Below are 17,732 nucleotides of genomic sequence, written 5' to 3' on the forward strand. Positions count from 1 at the left end.
GCCGCACATCGTATGCCGCGCACCACACGCCGAACCCGCGGCGGGCCCGCAAGACGAACACACGGAACGACCTCATGAACCAAGCATCCGCCACCCCGCGCCCCTCGGGCTGTCCCATCGATCACGCCGCGTTGGCTGCGGCGCAGAGCCCGACGGGCTGTCCGGTCAGCGCGCGCGCCGCCGCGTTCGATCCCTTTGGCGACGGCTATCAGCAAGACCCGCCGGAATACGTGCGTTGGGCGCGCGAGCAAGAGCCGGTGTTCTACAGCCCGCAACTGGGTTATTGGGTCGTGACGCGCTACGACGACATCAAGGCGATCTTCCGCGACAACATCACCTTCAGCCCGTCCATCGCGCTGGAGAAGATCACGCCCACGGGGCCGGAGGCCAACGCGGTGCTGGCGTCGTACGGCTACGCCATGAATCGCACGCTGGTGAACGAGGACGAGCCCGCGCACATGCCGCGCCGCCGCGTGCTGATGGACCCGTTCACGCCTGAAGAATTGAAGCACCACGAACCGATGGTGCGACGCCTGACGCGCGAATACGTGGACCGCTTCATCGACGACGGCCGCGCCGATCTCGTGGACCAGATGCTGTGGGAAGTGCCGCTGACGGTGGCGCTGCACTTCCTGGGCGTGCCCGAAGAAGACATGGATCTGCTGCGCCAGTATTCCATCGCGCACACGGTGAACACCTGGGGCCGGCCCAAGCCGGAAGAACAGGTTGCCGTCGCCCACGCGGTCGGCAATTTCTGGCAGTTGGCCGGCAAGATCCTGGAAAAGATGCGGCAGGACCCGTCCGGCCCCGGCTGGATGCAATACGGCCTGCGCAAGCAGCAGACCCATCCGGAGGTGGTCACCGACTCGTACCTGCATTCGATGATGATGGCCGGCATCGTGGCGGCGCACGAGACCACCGCCAACGCGTCGGCCAACGCGATCAAGCTGCTGCTGCAGCATCCCCAGGCCTGGCGCGAGATCTGCGAGGACCCGAACCTGATCCCGAACGCGGTCGAGGAATGCCTGCGGCACAACGGCTCAGTGGCTGCCTGGCGGCGGCTGGCGACGCGCGACGTGGAGATCGCGGGCGTGGCGATTCCGGCCGGCTCCAAGCTGCTGATCGTGACCTCGTCGGCCAACCATGACGAGGGCCAGTTTGAAGACGCCGACCTCTTCGACATCCGCCGCGAAAACGCCAGCGACCAGCTCACCTTCGGGTATGGCTCGCACCAGTGCATGGGCAAGAATCTGGCGCGCATGGAGATGCAGATCTTCCTGGAAGAGCTGACGCGCCGCCTGCCCCATCTGAAGCTGGCGGAACAGGCGTTTACGTATGTGCCGAACACTTCGTTCCGCGGCCCGGAACATCTCTGGGTTGAATGGGATCCGGCGCAGAATCCGGAACGTGCGAATCCTTCGTTGCTGGAGAACAGGCACCCCGTGCGCATTGGCGAGCCGTCCTCACACGCCATCACCCGGCCGGTCGTGGTGCACAGCGCAGAAGCGGCGGCCGACGGCATCGTGCGGCTGCGCCTGGTGTCGCCGGACGGCAAGCCCCTGCCCCGCTGGTCGCCCGGATCGCACATCGATGTGGAATGCGGCGATACCGGCCTGTCACGTCAGTATTCGCTGTGCGGCGATCCGGCCGAGACCGGCGTCTTTGAAATTGCCGTGCTGCGCGAAGAAGATGGCCGCGGCGGTTCCGCCTGGATGCACGCGAACGCCACGCCCGGCGCGCGCCTGCGCATTCGTGGACCACGCAATCACTTCCGTCTGGACGAATCGGCTTCAAAACTCATCCTGATCGCGGGCGGCATCGGCATCACGCCCATCAGCGCCATGGCGCGGCGTGCGCGAGAGCTGGGGCTGGACTACGAACTGCATTACAGCGGTCGCTCGCGCGCTTGCATGGCGCTGGCGGACGAACTGGCCTCGCTGCACGGAGATCGCCTGCATCTGCACGTCAAGGACGAGGGCACTCGCGCGGACTATGCCGCCCTGCTCGCCGAGCCGCGCGCCGGCACGCAGGTCTATGCATGCGGTCCGCAGGCTCTGCTGGATGCGCTGGCCGGCTGCTGCGCGGCATGGCCGGAGGATACGCTGCGGGTGGAGCACTTCCATTCCACGCTGGGCACGCTCGATCCGTCGAAGGAACAGGCCTTTGAGGTAGTGCTGAAGGATTCGGGGATTGTCCTCAACGTGCCCGCGGACCAGACGCTGCTGACCGCATTGCGCGGCGCCAATATCGATGTGCAGAGCGATTGCGAGGAAGGGTTGTGCGGATCGTGCGAGGTGCGCGTGCTGGAAGGCGACATCGACCATCGCGACGTGGTGCTGACGCGCGCGGAACGCGAGGCGAACAACAAGATGATGGCCTGCTGCTCGCGATCGTGCGGGGGCAAGAAGGTGGTGCTGGAGCTGTAGCAAAAAAAACGCCCCGGCGCGCACGCTGGGGCTATCCCTGCACCACACACTGCTGCTTGCGCTGTCCGTCCCGATCAGTTCGGGAACACCTTGATCTGATCGCTCTTCAATACATCAGGCGTCAGGCTCTTTTCGATCCACGCCATCGACGTATCCGTCACTCCCGGCGTAACCAGCTCTGCCGGCACGATGGTGATGTCGGACAGGACCTTGAACGGGTACTTGTCGCTCTTCTTGGTGACGCCGAACAGTTGTGCTTCCAAGGCCTGGCCGTCGGCGCGGTGCATCTTCACTTCGCGGCCGTAGCCCTTGAAGGTCACGTCGTGCATGGCGGCCGCCACCTGTTCAGGCGTCGGCCAGTTGCCGCCGTTGTCCTTGATGGCCTTTTCGTAGCCGGCCTTCAGGCCATTGATGCCTTGCACCATGTGATAGACCGAGTAGATCGGATAGGCGCCGGTCTTGTCGTGGAATTTCTTCACGAAGGCCTGGTGCTTGGGATCGTCCTTGGTTTCCGGATGCAGGAAGTAATGGTCGCCACGCGCGCCGACCAGGACGCCTTCCGGCAGGGCGTTGCCCAGACGTTCCAGCGAGCTTTCGGCCAGCGACAGCACGAAGGTGGAGTTCTTGAACAGGTTGCGTTGCGAGGCCTGGCGCACGAAGTTGTCCAGGTCGCCACCCCATGACGTGGAGACGATCACATCCGGGCGCAGCGCCTGCAGGCGGCTGATTTCGGTGGAGAAGTCGGCAGCGCCGAATTTGGGGAACATCTCGGCGACGACCTTGACGTCGGGCTTGAACTTCTTGAGCGCGGCCAGGAAGATGTCACGCGAATCGCGGCCCCAGGCGTAGTCCTGGTTGACGATGGCGATGGTCTTGAAGTCGGGCTTTACCTTCATCAGGTAGAGCACCTGCGCGACCATCTCGGTGGTGGCGTTGGCCTGCGTGCGCACGACGTACTTGTATTTCTTGCCTTCCAGCGCCTTTTCCGTGCCGCAGTCCCACAGCACGTTCAGCACCTTCAGGTCCTCGGCCACGGGCGCGACGATGTTGCAGTGGCCGCTGGAAATGGCCGACAGCATCACGCGCGTGCCGCCTTCGGCCAGGCGGCGGTATTCGGACAGCAGCTTCTCGCCGCCGCCGCCTTCGTCGATGTAGCTGGGCACGATCTTCACGCCGTCGATGCCGCCGTTCGCGTTGATCTCTTCGATCAGGATGTCGGCCGCGTCGCGGGCGGGCACGCCGAACACGGACGCCGAGCCCGACAGGAAGGTCGAGATGCCGACGTTCAGTTCCTTGGGCTTGTCGGCGGCGATGGCCAGCGTGGCCAGGCCCGACAGCAGGGTAGCGCCCAAGAGGGCCGCCAGTCTTGAGGTCTTCATGGTGTTGTCTCCAGTGTTGTTGATCGGGTCTGTGCCCTTAGAAAACGATGGCGTCGCGCAGGCTGCCGCCGGTGGCGAGGTGATCGAACCCCTCGTTGATCTGGTCTAGCGAAAACGATTGGCCCATCATCCGGTCCACCGGCAGGCGGCCGGCCTTGTACAGGTCGATGTAGCGGCTGATGTCGATGGCGGGCACGCCCGAGCCCAGGTAGCTGCCCCGGATCTCGCGCTCTTCGCCCACCATCTGCGACAGCGACAGCGGGAAGCTGAACTTGGGGTTGGGCAGGCCGGACGTCACCGTGGCGCCGCCCCGGCGCGTGAGCTTGTAGGCGGTCTCGAAGGCCGGCACGGCGCCCGCCATGTCGAAGCCGAAGTCCACGCGGCCGCCCGCCAGATCCATGAGGTCGTCGTCGGTCTTGACCTGCTTCGGATTGACGAGGTGCGTGGCGCCCAGTTCCTTGGCGAGCGCCAGCTTCTCGTCGCTCAGGTCGATGGCGACCACGCGGCGCGCGCCCGCGGCAACCGCCGCCAGCAGCGCGCTCAGGCCCACGCCGCCCAGCCCCACGATGGCGGCGGTGTCGCCCACCTTGATCCGTGCGCGGTTGATGACGGCGCCGGCGCCGGTCAGCACGGCGCAGCCGAAGAGCGCCGCCTCGCGGTGGGACAGTTCAACGTTCACCTTGACGCACGAGCGCCGCGACACCACGGCGTACTCCGCAAAGCAGGATACGCCCGTGTGATGGTTGATGTATTCGTCGCCGATATGCAGGCGGCGCTCGCCGCCCAGCAGCGTGCCCTTCGTGTTGGCGACGGCGCCGGGCTCGCACAAGGCGGGCCGGCCTTCCATGCAGGGGCTGCAGCAGCCGCAACTGGGCACGAACACCATGGCAACGTGATCGCCGGCCTTCAGGTCCGAGACGCCCGGTCCGGTTTCCACGACTTCGCCGGATGACTCATGGCCCAGCACGATCGGCACGCCGCGCGGCCGGTCGCCGTTGATGACCGACAGGTCCGAATGGCACAGCCCGGCCGCACGGATTCTGACCAGGACCTCGCCGAACCCGGGCGGGTCCAGCTCGATATCTGCGATGGTCAGGGGCCGGGTCTGCGCGTACGGTCCTTCGACCCCCACTTGCCGCAATAACGCCGCTTTGATTTTCATGCGTCTTCATCCACAGAAGTGATCCGGACCGCGGGCGGTCGCGGCATCCGGCATGCCGCGACCCCGCGGCAAGCCGGCGTCCAAACCTACACCGTGCGTCCGCCGTCGACGGGGAACTCCACGCCGGTGATGAACTCGGCCGCATCGCTGGCCAGGAACAGCGCGGCCGCGGCCACGTCGGACGGCTGGCAGAAGCGGCCCAGCGGAATGGTCGACACGAATTTCGCGCGGTTCTCCGGCGTGTCGGGCAGGCCCATGAAGAGTTCGAACATGCCGGTCACGCCCATGACCGGGCAGATGGCGTTGACGCGGATGCCTTCGCCGCCCAGCTCCACGGCCATCGACTTGGACAGCACGTTGACCGCGCCCTTGGACGCGTTGTACCAACTGAGGCCGGGGCGCGGCCGGATGCCGGCCGTCGATCCGATGTTCAGGATCACGCCGCGCTTTTGCTTGCGCATGACGGGCACGACGGCCTGGGCCATGTGATAGATCGACTTCACGTTGATGTCGATCATGCGATCGAACGTGGCCTCGTCCACGTCCAGCATCGGCTGGTTCTTGTGGGTGATGGCGGCGTTGTTGACCACGATGTCCACGGCGCCGAATTTGTCGAGCGCGGCGCGCACCACGTTGTCGATGTCGGCGCGGCTGGACACATCGGCCTTCACCGCCAGCGCGGCATCGCCGACTTCAGCAGCCACGCGGTCGGCGGCCTCTTTATTGATGTCCGCGATCACGACCTTGGCGCCTTCCTTGGCGTACAGCTTGACGATGCCCTCGCCGAAACCGTTGCCCCCGCCCGTGACGATCGCAACCTTGCCTTGCAACTGGCTCATTTTCTGTCTCCGTATGATGCGCGGCGATCACTCGCCATAGAACTGAATCAGGGTCTTGGTCGTGCTCATCTCTTCCAGCGCGATGAAGCCTTTTTCCCGGCCGTGGCCGCTTTTCTTGACACCGCCGAAGGGCAGCTCGACGCCGCCGCCCGCGCCGAAGCCGTTGATGTAGACCTGGCCGCACTTGATGCCGCGCGCCACGCGCTGCTGACGTCCGCCGTTCTCGGTCCACACCGCGCCCAGCAGGCCGTAGTCGGTGGCGTTGGCAAGACGGATGGCCTCGGCCTCATCCGCGAAGGGCAGCGCGACCAGCACGGGGCCGAAGATTTCTTGCGTCAGCAGGTCGCTGTCGTGGCTGGTGGCGGCAAAGAGCGTGGGTTTGACGAAGAAACCGCCCTGGGGCACGCCGTCGGCGATGCCGCCTTCGGCCGCGACCTGCAGGCCTTCAGAGAGACCCTTGGCGATGTAGCGGTTGACGCGGTCGTACTGCGCCTTGTTGACGACGGGGCCGCAGGTCAGGTCCATGTCCGGCGTGCCCGCGCGCACCTTGGAAAATTCCTCGCCCAGCGCCTGCATGAAGTCGTCGTAGATGCCCATTTGCACCAGTAGCCGGCTGCCCGCAGTGCAGGTCTGGCCGGTGTTGTGGACGATGCCCTTGACGATGGCCGGAATGGCGAGCTTGTAGTTGGCGTCGTCAAAAACGATGTGCGCCGACTTGCCGCCCAGCTCCAGCACGCACTTGACCGCGTTCAGTGCAGCGGCCTGCTGAACCAGCACGCCTACTTCGTTGGAGCCGGTGAAGGTGATGAAGTTGATGCCGGGATGGCGCGACAGCGCGGCGCCGGCCTCTTCGCCCAGGCCCGAGACAATGTTCAGCGCGCCCGGCGGAAAGCCCACTTCCAGCGCCAGTTCGGCCACGCGGATGATAGACAGGCAGGCGTCCTCGGCGGGTTTGACGACAGCGGCGTTGCCCATGGCCAGCGCCGGCGCCACGCTGCGGCCGAACATCTGCGCGGGGTAATTCCACGGAATGATGTGCGCGGTGACGCCCAGCGGTTCGCGGATGAGCTGCACCGAATAGTCTTTCTGGAACGGGATGGTCTGGCCGTGCACCTTATCCGCCGCGCCGCCGTAGAACTCGAAGTAGCGGGCCAGCACGGTGATGTCGCCGCGCGCGGTGGACATGGGCTTACCGGTATCGCGCGATTCCAGTTGCGCCAGTTCCTCGTGGTGCGCCAGCACGCTTTCGCCCAGGCGCATCAGCAGCCGGCCGCGTTCCAGCGCCGTCATGTCGCCCCATTCGCCTTCCAGCGCGTCGCGCGCGGCCTGCACCGCCGCGTTGACGTCGGCCTGCTGGCCGCGCGGGATGGTGGTGAACACCTGGCCGTCTACGGGGGAAACGACCTCGATCGTGCGCCCGTCCTGGGCGTCGACCTGGCGGCCGCCGATAATCATCTGCGTCATGGGAATGTCTCCGTGGGGTATCAGTTCAGCGTGATCGAGCCGCGCTCGATCGTCCATATCTGGTCGGGAATGTCGCCCAGCAGCTTCACGTTGGATTCGGTGATGACCACGCACAGGTCGGGCTGCATTTCCTTGAGCCGGCCCAGCGCCTCGGTGTAGTCGCGCGCCAGCTTGGGCGCGAGCCCCTGGAAGGGTTCATCCAGCATCAAAAGCCGCGTGCCGACCATAACGGCGCGCGCCAGCGCCACCATCTTGCCCTGCCCGCCCGACAGCGCGGAGCCGGACCGCTTGAGCATGGGCTCCAGCTGCGGCACCACCTTCAGCACGGTGTCCATGCGGGTCTGGATCTCGGCCTTGGACTGGCCCTGCACTTCGCACGGCAGGTGCAGGTTTTCCTCGACGGTCATGGTCGGGAAGATGACGCGGTCTTCGGGCGCGTAGCCCACTTTCATCGCAGCGCGCTTGTGGCCGGGCAGCGACGTGAGGTCGGTGCCGTCGAACGCGATCCTGCCGGAGCGGATGCGCGTCAGGCCCATGATGGTGCGCAAGAGCGTGGTCTTGCCCGCGCCGTTGCGCCCGACGATGCCGATGGTGCGGGACGCTTCGAAGTTGGCGCTGACGTCGCGCAGGATGCGATTGCCCGCCAGGTCGACGTTGATGGCCGATAGATTCAACATGGTTCAGGCCCCCAGCACTTCGCTTCTGATCTGCGGATTGTTCAAGACTTCCTCGGGCGAGCCGTCGGCGGCCACCTTGCCGGCGATCCACGCCGCCACGCGGGTGGCGTAGCGCGACACGATGTCCACATCGTGCTCGACGAACCAGCTCGTCACGCGGCGCTCGTCCAGCGCGTGCATCACGGTCTCCATCAGCGCGAACTTGTCTTCCGATGCGACACCGCTGGTGGGCTCGTCCATGATCAGCAGCTTGGGCTGCAACGCCAGCGCCATCGCCACGTCCAGCAGCTTGCGCTTGCCTTCGGGCAGCTCAATGCAGGCTTCGTCGGCATCGGGCAAGAGGCCCACCAGGTCCAGCGTGGCGTCCACCTCGCGCGCGTCGATCGTGCTTTCCAGCGACCGGAACCAGCTCAGTTCCTTGTTGCGGCGCGCGGCCGCGATCTGCACGCACTGGCGCACGGTGTGCTCGGTGAACAGCTGCGGCAGCTGGAACGAACGACCCATGCCCAGCCGCACGATCTTGCGCGGGGCCATGGCGGTGACGTCCTTGCCGTCGAAATAGACCTTGCCCTTGGCGGGCGTCAGGTACCCCGTGCAGATGTTGATGAAGGTGGTCTTGCCCGCGCCGTTCTGGCCGATCACTGCCAGGCGTTCGCCCTCGTGCAGCTCGAAGTTGATGTTGTCGGCGGCCACCACGCCGCCGAAAGCCAGGTACAGGTCGGTGGTTTGAATCAGGGGTTTCATGTCAATTCCTTGCCGCGACCTGCACGGGCGCCTGCGCGCGCCGCTGCGCACGTTCACGCGATTTGATGCGCTTGGTGATCTGGCCCACGAAGCCCGTGGGGAACATGAAGATGACCAGGATCAGCGTGAGGCCCAACAGGAACTGCCAGAGACCGGGGAAGTAGGCGGCGGACACCAGCTTCACGGATTCGAAGCCCACGGCGCCCAGGAAAGCGCCGGCCGCGTGGCCCGCCCCGCCCAGGATGGTGATGAAGACGAATTCGCCCGAGCGCAGCCACGAGCCGATTTCCGGCGTGACCAGCCCCTGCATCAGCGCAAGGATCGCGCCCGAAAAGCCCACCACCACCGCCGACAGCAGATAGCCCTTCCACATGATGAAGTACGCGGAAAAGCCCAGGTATTCGATGCGCGTTTCGTTAGTCTTGATGGCCGACAGCGCCTGGCCGCTGCCCGAGCGGAAGTAACGCTGCACCCACCACGCCAACACCAGCGACAGGACCAGCGTCAGCACCAGCAGCGCGCGTTCGAAGGATTCGCGCTCCATCACGATGCCGGCCATGGTCGGGCGCACGATGCGCATGCCGTCGGAGCCGCCGGTCAGCGTGTAGAGCTTGCCCAGCAGCGCGAACAGCACCATGCTGAGCGCCAGGTTCAACATGCCGAAGAAGATGCCGCGGTAACGCACCACGAACAGGCCAATGACCACGGCGGCGACAAAACTGGCGACGACGCCGGCCAGGATCAGCACCAGCGCATCCAGACCGGGCATGGCTTTGGCCAGGAACGCCACGGTGTACGCCGAGATGCAGGCAAACATGGCGTGGCCGAACGAAATCTGGCCGGCGCGCGCCATCACCGACACGCCCAGCGCGGCAATCGCGTAGGTCAGGCCGATGACGATGGGCGTGATGGTCCAGGAATAGGTGTAGCCAAGGAACAGCGTGAACAACGCGGCCAGCAGGCTGAGGACAGGGACTTTCATCAGATCGTCCTCGCTTGAGCAACGGTGAACAGGCCGTGCGGGCGGATGATCAGCACCAGCACCATGATGATGTAGGGCACGGCGACTTCCAGCTCCGGCGCCGCATACACGGCGATGGCGCGGATGATGCCGATGAGCAGCGCGGCGATCAGCGCGCCCGTGATCTGGCCCAGCCCGGCGGTGGCGACCACTGCGAACGACAGCACCGTCATGTCGGTGCCGGCGCCCGGCACCAGCGACGTCGTGGGCGAAGCCAGCGCGCCGCCCAGCGCGCCCAGGATGGTCGCGATCACGAAGGTGACGTAGCCGATCTTCTTGGCGTTGATGCCGAGCGACGTGGCGACCTCGCGGTGGTGCGTGGTGGCCACGGTTTGTTTGCCGAGCTTGGTGTGGCGCAGGAAGAACTCCAGGCACACGTAGGCCAGCAGCGCCGTGGCGGGGACCACGACAAGCTGATATGTCGTGTAGGTGATGTCGCCGATCTCGATGTTTCCCAGCCGGTTGACGACTTCGCTGGCGCTGTAGGGTTGCGCACCCCACAGCATGCGCTGGATGTCTTCCAGCATCAGGAACGCGCCGAAAGTGAGCAGCAGCTTGAGGATGGGATCGTAGTTCTGGGCGCGGCGGATCAGGACGAATTCCATGATGCTGCCCAGCAGCAGCCCGACGGCGATGGCCGCCACGAACAGCGCCGCGAAAAGAAGAATGGGGGAGTCGGTCTTGGGCGCCACGAACATGACGAGGCTGGCCGCGGCATAGCCGCCAAAGGCGTAGAACGCGCCGTGGGCAACGTTCAGTATCCCCATCACACCGAACACCAGGGTTAACCCCATCGACACCAGGAATAGCAGACTGGCGTATGCCACGCCGTCCACCAAGGCGAGAGGCAGTAGATCCAAGGTCAAGCGTCTTCTCCCAATACGCTGAGCACGGACGCGACGAACCGTCAGGATCGCGCGGCGTGCGGGCTTGCGCCCCGGGCGCGCCCGGCGCGCCCTTGTCTCGTTATCAACCTTTCCGTGCTGTCCTGCGCAGGCTGCGCAAGACGCCAGAAGGCACTTTTATGGCTGGCTTACAGGCCCATCCCGCAACGGCTCGGGCCGGTCCGCCGTCCTATGTTTGCGAAGTATAGGTAGGGGTTCATCGGCGACCTATTTATCTTTGTGCAAGGCGGGTTTAACAAGCGATGGAGTGGCGGCTGGCGCCCCCAGCGCCGCCAGCGGCGCCCGGGTTTGATAGTCCGGGATAATCCGGATCTGCGCCTCATCCGGCAGGCGTACATAACGGCCTAATCCATCCGGCGCCAGCGCGCCGACATCCAGCGTTGCCAAGGTCGCGCCCGCGGCATCGCGCACGTCGATGCGCAATTGCGGCGGCGCAAGGCCATAGGTTTCTCCGTCCTGCGGGGTCAGCGTGCGGTCGCTGCGGGTCTGCGAGAACAGCGCGATGAAGTCGGCCACATCAAAGCCTGCTGCGGCGCCCGATGGCGTGGCGGTCCAGCCCTGCGGGCCGCGCGCCAGTCGAACCGATCCGTCGGGACCCGCCAGCGTCACCTGCGCAGCCATGCCGGGTTCCCAGGCGTAAAGCCGCCCGGGCTTGCCGCGATCGTCGTGCAGATGCGTGTGGCCGTCGTGATGCGCCGGCGATTCGGCGGCCTCGTGCCATTGCCACGCCGACAGCACAATGCCTGCCGCCAGCAGCGCCGGCCACAGGGCCGCGCGCGCGTTCACCGCCGCCTCCACCACAGCAGCAGTCCCGTCAGCAGCGCAAGCAGCGGCAAGGCCACCGTGCTGGTCCAGAACACCGCGCGCATCTGACGGTTGGTCAGTTCCACGCGGCGGTTTTCGTAATGCCGGGGCCGGATCGTCAACAGCGCGTCCTCGCCCGCCAGCAGGGTGACGGCGTTGGTGAACAGCGCGCCGTTGCCCAGCGTGGCGAAATGCCGGTTGATGGCGAAATCGCTGTCGCCCGCAACCAGCAGCGTGGGATGCGCGGCCCCGTCCGCGTTGGCCGCCTGCGCGTTGCGCGTGGCCAGCGCCATCAGCGTGTAGCGCGAGGGCGGCTGGCCGGGCACCTGGGCATCGGCGGAGGTCTGCGCCAGCGGCGTCACCACCACGCCGGGCGGCAGCGCGTCGCCCGCGGGTTCCAGGCCGGCCGCGCCCGGAAAGAAGCTGAGCGGCAACCCGCGCGTCATCTTGTGCCGCGTGTAATCGCTGACGGCGGGACTGCCGGGATCGTTGCGGTAGTGACTACCCGCATCGGCCAGCGCGCCAGGCGCCAGCGCGATGCCGAAGTCCGACAGCAGACCGTCCAGGCCGTGCCGGGTATCGGGTTCCAGCAGCAACAGCGTCTTGCCGCCCGCGCCGGTCCAGCGGCGCAGCGCCTGGGCGTCGTCCTCGCCAAATGGCGTGCGCGGGCCGGCCGCGACCACGACGGCGCAGCGCGGCAGGGCCTGCGCCAGACTGCCCGCGCCCACCGCGCGCGTCGAAAACCCCAGCGTCTGCAAGGCGTTGCGCGCCATCGCCATGCCGTGCTGTTCATGCACCTCGACACGCGCCACCAGGTTCTCGTCGTGGTCGTGGTCTTCCAGGTCGTCCAGCGACGTCAGGCTGTCCAGCGGCGCTTCGCGATGGCCCTGCGTGAAGCAGACCGTCTGCGCGCCGTTCTGGCTGATGCGGATGATCGCGTTGGTGAAGTCGGTTTCGGTGCCGCCGTTGATGGTGGTGCGACGCTCGCCCGAGGCCAGCACCGCGCTGCCCGCGAACTGGATGCCGGCGGCGCGCGCCTCGGCCGGGCGCAGCGCCGGGTCGACGCCGCGCACGCGGATCAGCGGGTTCTCGCGTTCGTACTGGCGCAGCAGTTCCAGCGCGTCGACCATGCTCTTGTTGCGCAGGTCGTAGAACCACGTCACCTCGACCGGCTGACGCACCTGCCGCGCGACTTCCAGGCTTTCAGGGGCCAGGCTGTACACGCGCTGCGCGGTCAGGTCGATACGGCCCAGATGGCGCGACGCCCACAGGTTCAGCGCCAGCAGCAGCGCGGCCACGGCCAGCACCGGCAGCCACAGCGACAGCCGCCGACCGGCGCGGCGCACGGCGGGGCTCATCGCAGCCTCCAGCGCTTCAGGTTGACGGCGGCCACCATCAGCGCCAGCACGGCCACGCTGGCCAGCGTGACGGTGGCGGGTCCGGGCAGCACGCCCCGGATGAAGTCCACGTGCTGCGCCGACAGCGACAGGGCCTGGAAGAACGGCGACAACGCCGGAAACGCATCCAGCGCCGCCGGGTAGTCGATGAACCACAACAGCACGAGGATGCCCCACGTGGCGCTGGCGGCGACGATCTGGTTCGAGCAGGCGCTGGACACGGCAATGCCGATTGCCAGGAACAGCGCGCCGTACAGGAACACGCCGATGTACCCGCCTACGATGGGACCGTAGTCCGGTTGGCCGTACCAGGCCAGCGGCAGCACCGCCGACATCGTGCCGGCCAGCATCAGCGCCAGCATGGTCAGCCCGGCCGCGAACTTGGCGGCCACCAGCGTGAAGTCCGACAGCGGCAGCGTCAGCAGCAGCTCCAGCGTGCCCTGCCGCGCCTCTTCGGCAAAGGCGCGCATGCTGACCAGCGGCATCACCAACATCAGCAGGATGGTCATGTTGTGAAACGCCGTCACCATCTGCCCGGTGCTGACGAAGAACAGGTTGAAGCTGAACAGATAGCCCGACAAAGCCCAGAACACCGCCACGACGGCCAGCGCCACGGGCGAGCCGAAGTCGGTGCGCAGTTCCTTGCGGTACAACGCCGCGAAACCCTTCATGCGCGTCTCCGTAACGGGGGATCGTTAGGCGCCAGCGCCGCCAGCAAGCGGGCTTCGACCGCTTCCTGCGCGGGCAGCACGGCGCGCAGTTCCGCGTGCGCCAGCGCGGTGCGCAGGACCGCGTCGCAGGCGGCGGCATTGGTCGCGTCGTTGGCGGCGTTGGTCGTCGCACTGGCGATATGGCGGCCGGTCACGCTTGCACCCGGGGCGTCCCACGTGACGCGCCACTTGCTGGTGCCGGCATCGAGCAGCGTGATGTCCACCGCCTTCACGCCCGGACACGCGGACAACGCCGCGTGCAATGCGGCATGCCCGGCGGCGGGCAACGCCAGCAGCAATTGCAGCGCCAACCGCGATTCGCCCAGTGGCTGGTCCTCGACCAACCGGCCCTGCCGCAGGATCGCAATGCGCGAGCACAGCGCCTCGACTTCCTGCATCAGGTGGCTGCTGAACACCACCGCGCGGCCTTCGGCGCAGCGGCGGATCATGGCGCGGGCTTCGACGATCTGCACGGGATCCAGGCCGTTGGTGGCCTCGTCCAGCAGCAGGACGGGCGGGTCGTTCAGCACCGCCTGCGCCAGCCCCACGCGCTGACGCTGCCCCTTGGACAGGCGTCCGATCACCGAGCGCGCCACGCCCTGCAGATCGAAGCCATCGATGGCGCGTTCGATGGCCAGGCGGCGCGCGCTGGCGCCGCCCTGCACTTTGACGCCCGCGCCGAACTCCAGATACTGCGTGACGGTCAGCGCGTCATAGAGCGGCGCGCGTTCGGGCAGATAGCCGATGTCGGCGTTGCCGCGGCCCGGCGCGGGCTCACGTCCGCGAATCGTAATGCGCCCGCTGTCGGGCGCGTAAAGGCCCGCCATCAGGCGCAGCGTGGTGGTCTTGCCGCTGCCGTTCGGCCCGAGCAGGCCCAGGATCTCCCCCGGCCTGACGGACAGGCTGAGGGATTCCAGAACCTGGCGGGATCCGAACGACTTGCAGACCTGGTGCAAGGCGACGGCGGGCTCCATGGCGCGCCTTTTAGTCGAACACTTTGGTCTTGGCGTTCTGCGCGTGCTGCTCCGCGTCGTGGCTGTACCAGAGCTGGCCCTGGCGCGCATCGCGGATCTGCTTGAGACGGTCGATGGCCTGCATGGACGCCGCCGTGTTCCAGGTGATGCCGGGAATGACGCCGGCCTCGTTTTCACCCGTGTAGATGGCATCGGCCGCCAGCAGCACGACGCCGGTCTTGGGCAGCTTGACCTGCAGCGACTGGTGGCCTTGCGTGTGGCCCTTGGTGTCCAGCAGCACGATGGTGCCGTCGCCGAACAGATCGAAGTCACCCTCGACCTGGATGAAGTCGTAGTCGCGCGTGGTGTCGAAGTCCTTCATCACGTAGGCGGCGCGCTGGAATTTCTCGGGCCACCAGGCGGCGCGCAGCTCGGCCTTCTGCACCACGTGCTTGGCCTTGGGGAACATCTTGATATTGCCGGCGTGATCCAGGTGGAAGTGCGAGTACACGACGTATTTCACGTCGCCCACGTCAAAGCCGGCGGCCTTGAGCTGGCGGTCGATGACCTCGTCGCGGCCCTGGATGGAATTGAACGCGCCGCACAGACCCTGGCCCCAATAATTGGCGCAATTGCCGTCGGCCGTGGCCTGGTTCATGCCAGTGTCGAACAGCACCAGGCCGCGCGGGTGCTGGATCACGTAGGCCGGCACCGGAATCTTGATCTTGGTGCCCACGTCGACCATCGCGGTCATGAAACCCTTGTCCAGCTCGATCTTGCCCACCGACAGCTGCATCAGTTTTACATCCACCGGCGGCGCGTCGGCAGCATGTGCCCATCCGCCCGCCATGACCGCCACCGCCCCAACCATTGCCTTCCAGCTCTTGCTCATTGTTGTCTCCTCGGACCAACAGGGGTAAGCCGCAGCCCGGACGGCGCGGCCGATCAGCAAGCTCCCGGTGTGTCCCGGGTTCACATCGTCGACAGGGTGTTTTTTTCCGTGCGAAGGCGCCTTGCGGCGGGCCGCGATATCCATGCGCGCGGCCGGAAACGGCATCTGGCGGCCGTTTTCTCTGTTGCGCACTCTGACGCAGCCCGGTTTGGCTGCCAATTAAGGATTTGTGAAGCTGGGCTTCGCGGCGCGCGAAGTGGGGGGAACCCTAGTGATCCGGGCGGTCCGGCATGGCTACGCGCCGTATCGCGCCTGCAACTCGGCGAACGACGCCAGTTCCCCTGCCAGCGCGCTCGCCATGACCGTTGGCGGACTGGCGAGCCAGACGCTGCCCGGCCCCGATCGGCCCGGAAAATTCCGGTTGATGGCGCTGATCGTCACCTGAGACGCCTCGGTGGACGACCCCGGCCCGCAGTTCGCACACGCGCCGCACGACGGCTGCAGGATGCGCGCGCCCACGGCGGCAAACGTCTTGTCGTACCCCTGCGCCACGCAGTAGTCGCGCACGGCCGTGGTGCCGTACTGCAGATACAGCGTCACGCCGTCCGGCAGCCGCAATCCACGCGCCACCGCCCACGCCAGCACCTGATGGTAGTAGTCGAAATCCTCGCGCTTGCCGGCGGTACAGGAGCCGCCATACGCAATGTCGATGCGCGGCCGTGCGGTCAGGCTGGACAGCGGCACGCCATTGCCCGGATCGCCGGGCGCCGCCACCAGCGGCGACAACGCCGCGCAGTCCACGCGCAGGACGGCGGCGTAGTCGGCGCCTGGATCGCTGCGCATCCACGGTTCCATGCCGGCATCCACGCCGCGGCGTTCGCGCAGAAAGCGCGCCGTCTCGGCATCGGGTGCGACGATGCCCGTCAGTCCGCCCAGTTCAGCAGTCATGTTGGTCAGCGTGGCCCGCTCGTCGATGGACAGGCTGGCGATGGCCTCGCCGGCAAACTCGAACACCTTGCCTACGCCCGCGCCCGCGCGGATTTCAGGCAGGGCCAGCAGATGCAGCACGATGTCCTTGGCGGTGACGCCGGGCGCAGGCGCACCGTCCAGTTCGATGCGCAGCGAGGCCGGCAGCGTCAACCGCACCGCGCCCGTGACGAACGCGTTCGCCATGTCGGTGGTACCCACACCAAAGGCCACGCATCCCAGCGCGCCGCTGTGCGGCGTGTGCGAGTCGGTGCCCACGACGACCTGCCCCGGCAGCGCGTAGTGTTCAGCCATCATGGCGTGCGAGATGCCGGCCACGTTGGCGCCGGTGTCGCGCGCGGCCTCGGCCTCGGTCAGCGTGCGGTGCTGGCGCAGGCCGTAGGCGTCGGCGAAGTCGCGCTGCGCCTGGCACATGGCGCGCACGTTGGGCACAATGCCCGCGCGCACGTGGTTGGGGCTTTCCTCGACGTAGGAGGTGTGGTCCTCGAACACCACGATGCGGTCGGGGTCCACCAGACGCAGGGGCCGGCCAAACCGCGCATGCAGCATATGGGCGGCCATGCCGGTGTAGTACTCATGGATGAAGCGCCAGTCCGCGCGCAGGAAGACGCCGTCGCCCTGCTGCGGGTTGGGCGCGGTCGCAGCGGTCTTCAAGAGATGGCGCCGGACGATCTTCTCGAAGAGCGTGAGCGGCGGCCCGACAGAAGGCGCGGCCGAATCGGCGGTGGATTCACTGACACCCGACACGCCGGCTTCCGGCGCGCCAGTCCCCGGACCGTCCTCCTCCAGACGTTCACCCGTCGGCGACACATCCCGCAACTGCGCCTGCCCGAAAGCCAGCAGCCCGCCCGCCTTGACGATCGCCGCCGCCAGCGCGTCGCGCCCCGCCACGATCTCATCGACCGTGATGCGCTCGCACCCTTGCAGCCGCGCCACCAGCCCCATGTCGGTGCTGGTGTAGAGCCCGATGTTGTCGGCGTTCTGGCGGTAGATGCGCTCGAAGCTCTCGGCAATCACCAGCCGCACGCCGGCAGACTTCTCTGCCATCGGACTGTGCTCGCGCGACGAGCCCTTGCCGTACCGCTTGCCCGCGACGACGACATTGATGCCGGCGTGCCGGATGGCATCGATGCCGATGGGCTGGGTGTCGCCCGCCCGAAAACCCGTGTACGGATACCGGCCCAGCTTCTCGTCGAAGTGGGTCAGGATCGGCACGGGTGTGATCTCGTCGGTGGAGATGTCGTCGCGCAGCGGCGCGGCTTGGGGCAGCGTCAGCGCCGCGCCGCCCAGTTGCGCGGTCACGCGCGACGGATCCTGCGTCAGAAACAGCAGGCGGGCCGGGGCGTCGAGTACAGATACGGCAGTCATGGCA

General features: G+C 66.8%; 15 protein-coding genes. 1 reads left to right on the forward strand and 14 read right to left on the reverse strand.

What is annotated here, in order from left to right:
• Positions 1-74 precede the first annotated feature (74 nt).
• A complete protein-coding gene (locus AC6CIE_RS20185; RefSeq protein WP_498093576.1) occupies positions 75-2,426 on the forward strand; it encodes a cytochrome P450/oxidoreductase in 2,352 nt (783 codons plus the stop codon).
• A 74-nt stretch (positions 2,427-2,500) separates the two neighbouring features.
• Here AC6CIE_RS20185 and AC6CIE_RS20190 read toward each other — a convergent pair whose 3' ends face one another.
• The 14 genes from AC6CIE_RS20190 to AC6CIE_RS20255 form a co-directional block, all read right to left on the reverse strand.
• Positions 2,501-3,805, reverse strand: a complete 1,305-nt coding sequence (locus AC6CIE_RS20190) for an ABC transporter substrate-binding protein (protein ID WP_175184704.1) — start codon at positions 3,803-3,805, stop codon at positions 2,501-2,503.
• A gap of 37 nt (positions 3,806-3,842) precedes the next feature.
• Entirely contained in the window at positions 3,843-4,967 is a 1,125-nt protein-coding gene (locus AC6CIE_RS20195; RefSeq protein WP_498093578.1) for a zinc-dependent alcohol dehydrogenase family protein, read from the reverse strand.
• An 86-nt stretch (positions 4,968-5,053) separates the two neighbouring features.
• Positions 5,054-5,806: a glucose 1-dehydrogenase gene (locus AC6CIE_RS20200; protein ID WP_498093580.1), complete on the reverse strand. Its 753-nt coding sequence runs from the start codon at positions 5,804-5,806 to the stop codon at positions 5,054-5,056.
• A 27-nt stretch (positions 5,807-5,833) separates the two neighbouring features.
• Positions 5,834-7,270: an aldehyde dehydrogenase family protein gene (locus tag AC6CIE_RS20205; protein WP_498093582.1), complete on the reverse strand. Its 1,437-nt coding sequence runs from the start codon at positions 7,268-7,270 to the stop codon at positions 5,834-5,836.
• 20 nt (positions 7,271-7,290) lie between these two features.
• Positions 7,291-7,947 carry an ABC transporter ATP-binding protein gene (locus AC6CIE_RS20210; protein ID WP_498093584.1) on the reverse strand — a complete coding sequence of 219 codons (657 nt, stop codon included), beginning with the start codon at positions 7,945-7,947 and terminating at the stop codon, positions 7,291-7,293.
• A gap of 3 nt (positions 7,948-7,950) precedes the next feature.
• Positions 7,951-8,691, reverse strand: a complete 741-nt coding sequence (locus AC6CIE_RS20215) for an ABC transporter ATP-binding protein (protein WP_175122438.1) — start codon at positions 8,689-8,691, stop codon at positions 7,951-7,953.
• Position 8,692: 1 nt separating this feature from the next.
• The gene (locus AC6CIE_RS20220) at positions 8,693-9,673 is read right to left on the reverse strand and encodes a branched-chain amino acid ABC transporter permease (RefSeq protein WP_175137852.1); all 981 of its coding nucleotides are present in this window, start codon (positions 9,671-9,673) and stop codon (positions 8,693-8,695) included.
• Entirely contained in the window at positions 9,673-10,578 is a 906-nt protein-coding gene (locus AC6CIE_RS20225; RefSeq protein WP_175122436.1) for a branched-chain amino acid ABC transporter permease, read from the reverse strand. Before AC6CIE_RS20225 ends, AC6CIE_RS20220 begins: the two co-directional genes overlap by 1 nt.
• A gap of 246 nt (positions 10,579-10,824) precedes the next feature.
• Positions 10,825-11,403 (reverse strand): DUF4340 domain-containing protein, encoded by a 579-nt coding sequence (locus AC6CIE_RS20230; RefSeq protein ID WP_498093587.1) that lies wholly within the window; start codon positions 11,401-11,403, stop codon positions 10,825-10,827.
• Complete coding sequence (locus AC6CIE_RS20235; RefSeq protein WP_218342850.1) at positions 11,400-12,779, reverse strand: GldG family protein; 1,380 nt, start codon at positions 12,777-12,779, stop codon at positions 11,400-11,402. Before AC6CIE_RS20235 ends, AC6CIE_RS20230 begins: the two co-directional genes overlap by 4 nt.
• Positions 12,776-13,489, reverse strand: coding sequence for an ABC transporter permease (locus tag AC6CIE_RS20240; RefSeq protein ID WP_175122433.1), 714 nt, complete (start codon positions 13,487-13,489; stop codon positions 12,776-12,778). Before AC6CIE_RS20240 ends, AC6CIE_RS20235 begins: the two co-directional genes overlap by 4 nt.
• A complete protein-coding gene (locus tag AC6CIE_RS20245) occupies positions 13,486-14,502 on the reverse strand; it encodes an ABC transporter ATP-binding protein (RefSeq protein ID WP_498093589.1) in 1,017 nt (338 codons plus the stop codon). Before AC6CIE_RS20245 ends, AC6CIE_RS20240 begins: the two co-directional genes overlap by 4 nt.
• Positions 14,503-14,512: 10 nt before the next feature.
• Positions 14,513-15,373: an N-acyl homoserine lactonase family protein gene (locus AC6CIE_RS20250; RefSeq protein ID WP_498093591.1), complete on the reverse strand. Its 861-nt coding sequence runs from the start codon at positions 15,371-15,373 to the stop codon at positions 14,513-14,515.
• Between the two features lie 294 nt (positions 15,374-15,667).
• A complete protein-coding gene (locus tag AC6CIE_RS20255; protein WP_498093593.1) occupies positions 15,668-17,728 on the reverse strand; it encodes an aconitase family protein in 2,061 nt (686 codons plus the stop codon).
• Between the last annotated feature and the right edge of the window lie 4 nt (positions 17,729-17,732).

The sequence above is a fragment of the Achromobacter sp. GQ309 genome (assembly GCF_059759315.1).

What these genes read in the sequence shown, in the direction of transcription:
- AC6CIE_RS20185 (WP_498093576.1), top strand. Translation starts at nt 75, where the DNA reads ATGAACCAAGCATCCGCCACCCCGCGCCCCTCGGGCTGTCCCATCGAT.
- AC6CIE_RS20190 (WP_175184704.1), bottom strand. Translation starts at nt 3,805, where the DNA reads ATGAAGACCTCAAGACTGGCGGCCCTCTTGGGCGCTACCCTGCTGTCG.
- AC6CIE_RS20195 (WP_498093578.1), bottom strand. Translation starts at nt 4,967, where the DNA reads ATGAAAATCAAAGCGGCGTTATTGCGGCAAGTGGGGGTCGAAGGACCG.
- AC6CIE_RS20200 (WP_498093580.1), bottom strand. Translation starts at nt 5,806, where the DNA reads ATGAGCCAGTTGCAAGGCAAGGTTGCGATCGTCACGGGCGGGGGCAAC.
- AC6CIE_RS20205 (WP_498093582.1), bottom strand. Translation starts at nt 7,270, where the DNA reads ATGACGCAGATGATTATCGGCGGCCGCCAGGTCGACGCCCAGGACGGG.
- AC6CIE_RS20210 (WP_498093584.1), bottom strand. Translation starts at nt 7,947, where the DNA reads ATGTTGAATCTATCGGCCATCAACGTCGACCTGGCGGGCAATCGCATC.
- AC6CIE_RS20215 (WP_175122438.1), bottom strand. Translation starts at nt 8,691, where the DNA reads ATGAAACCCCTGATTCAAACCACCGACCTGTACCTGGCTTTCGGCGGC.
- AC6CIE_RS20220 (WP_175137852.1), bottom strand. Translation starts at nt 9,673, where the DNA reads ATGAAAGTCCCTGTCCTCAGCCTGCTGGCCGCGTTGTTCACGCTGTTC.
- AC6CIE_RS20235 (WP_218342850.1), bottom strand. Translation starts at nt 12,779, where the DNA reads ATGAGCCCCGCCGTGCGCCGCGCCGGTCGGCGGCTGTCGCTGTGGCTG.
- AC6CIE_RS20240 (WP_175122433.1), bottom strand. Translation starts at nt 13,489, where the DNA reads ATGAAGGGTTTCGCGGCGTTGTACCGCAAGGAACTGCGCACCGACTTC.
- AC6CIE_RS20245 (WP_498093589.1), bottom strand. Translation starts at nt 14,502, where the DNA reads ATGGAGCCCGCCGTCGCCTTGCACCAGGTCTGCAAGTCGTTCGGATCC.
- AC6CIE_RS20250 (WP_498093591.1), bottom strand. Translation starts at nt 15,373, where the DNA reads ATGAGCAAGAGCTGGAAGGCAATGGTTGGGGCGGTGGCGGTCATGGCG.
- AC6CIE_RS20255 (WP_498093593.1), bottom strand. Translation starts at nt 17,728, where the DNA reads ATGACTGCCGTATCTGTACTCGACGCCCCGGCCCGCCTGCTGTTTCTG.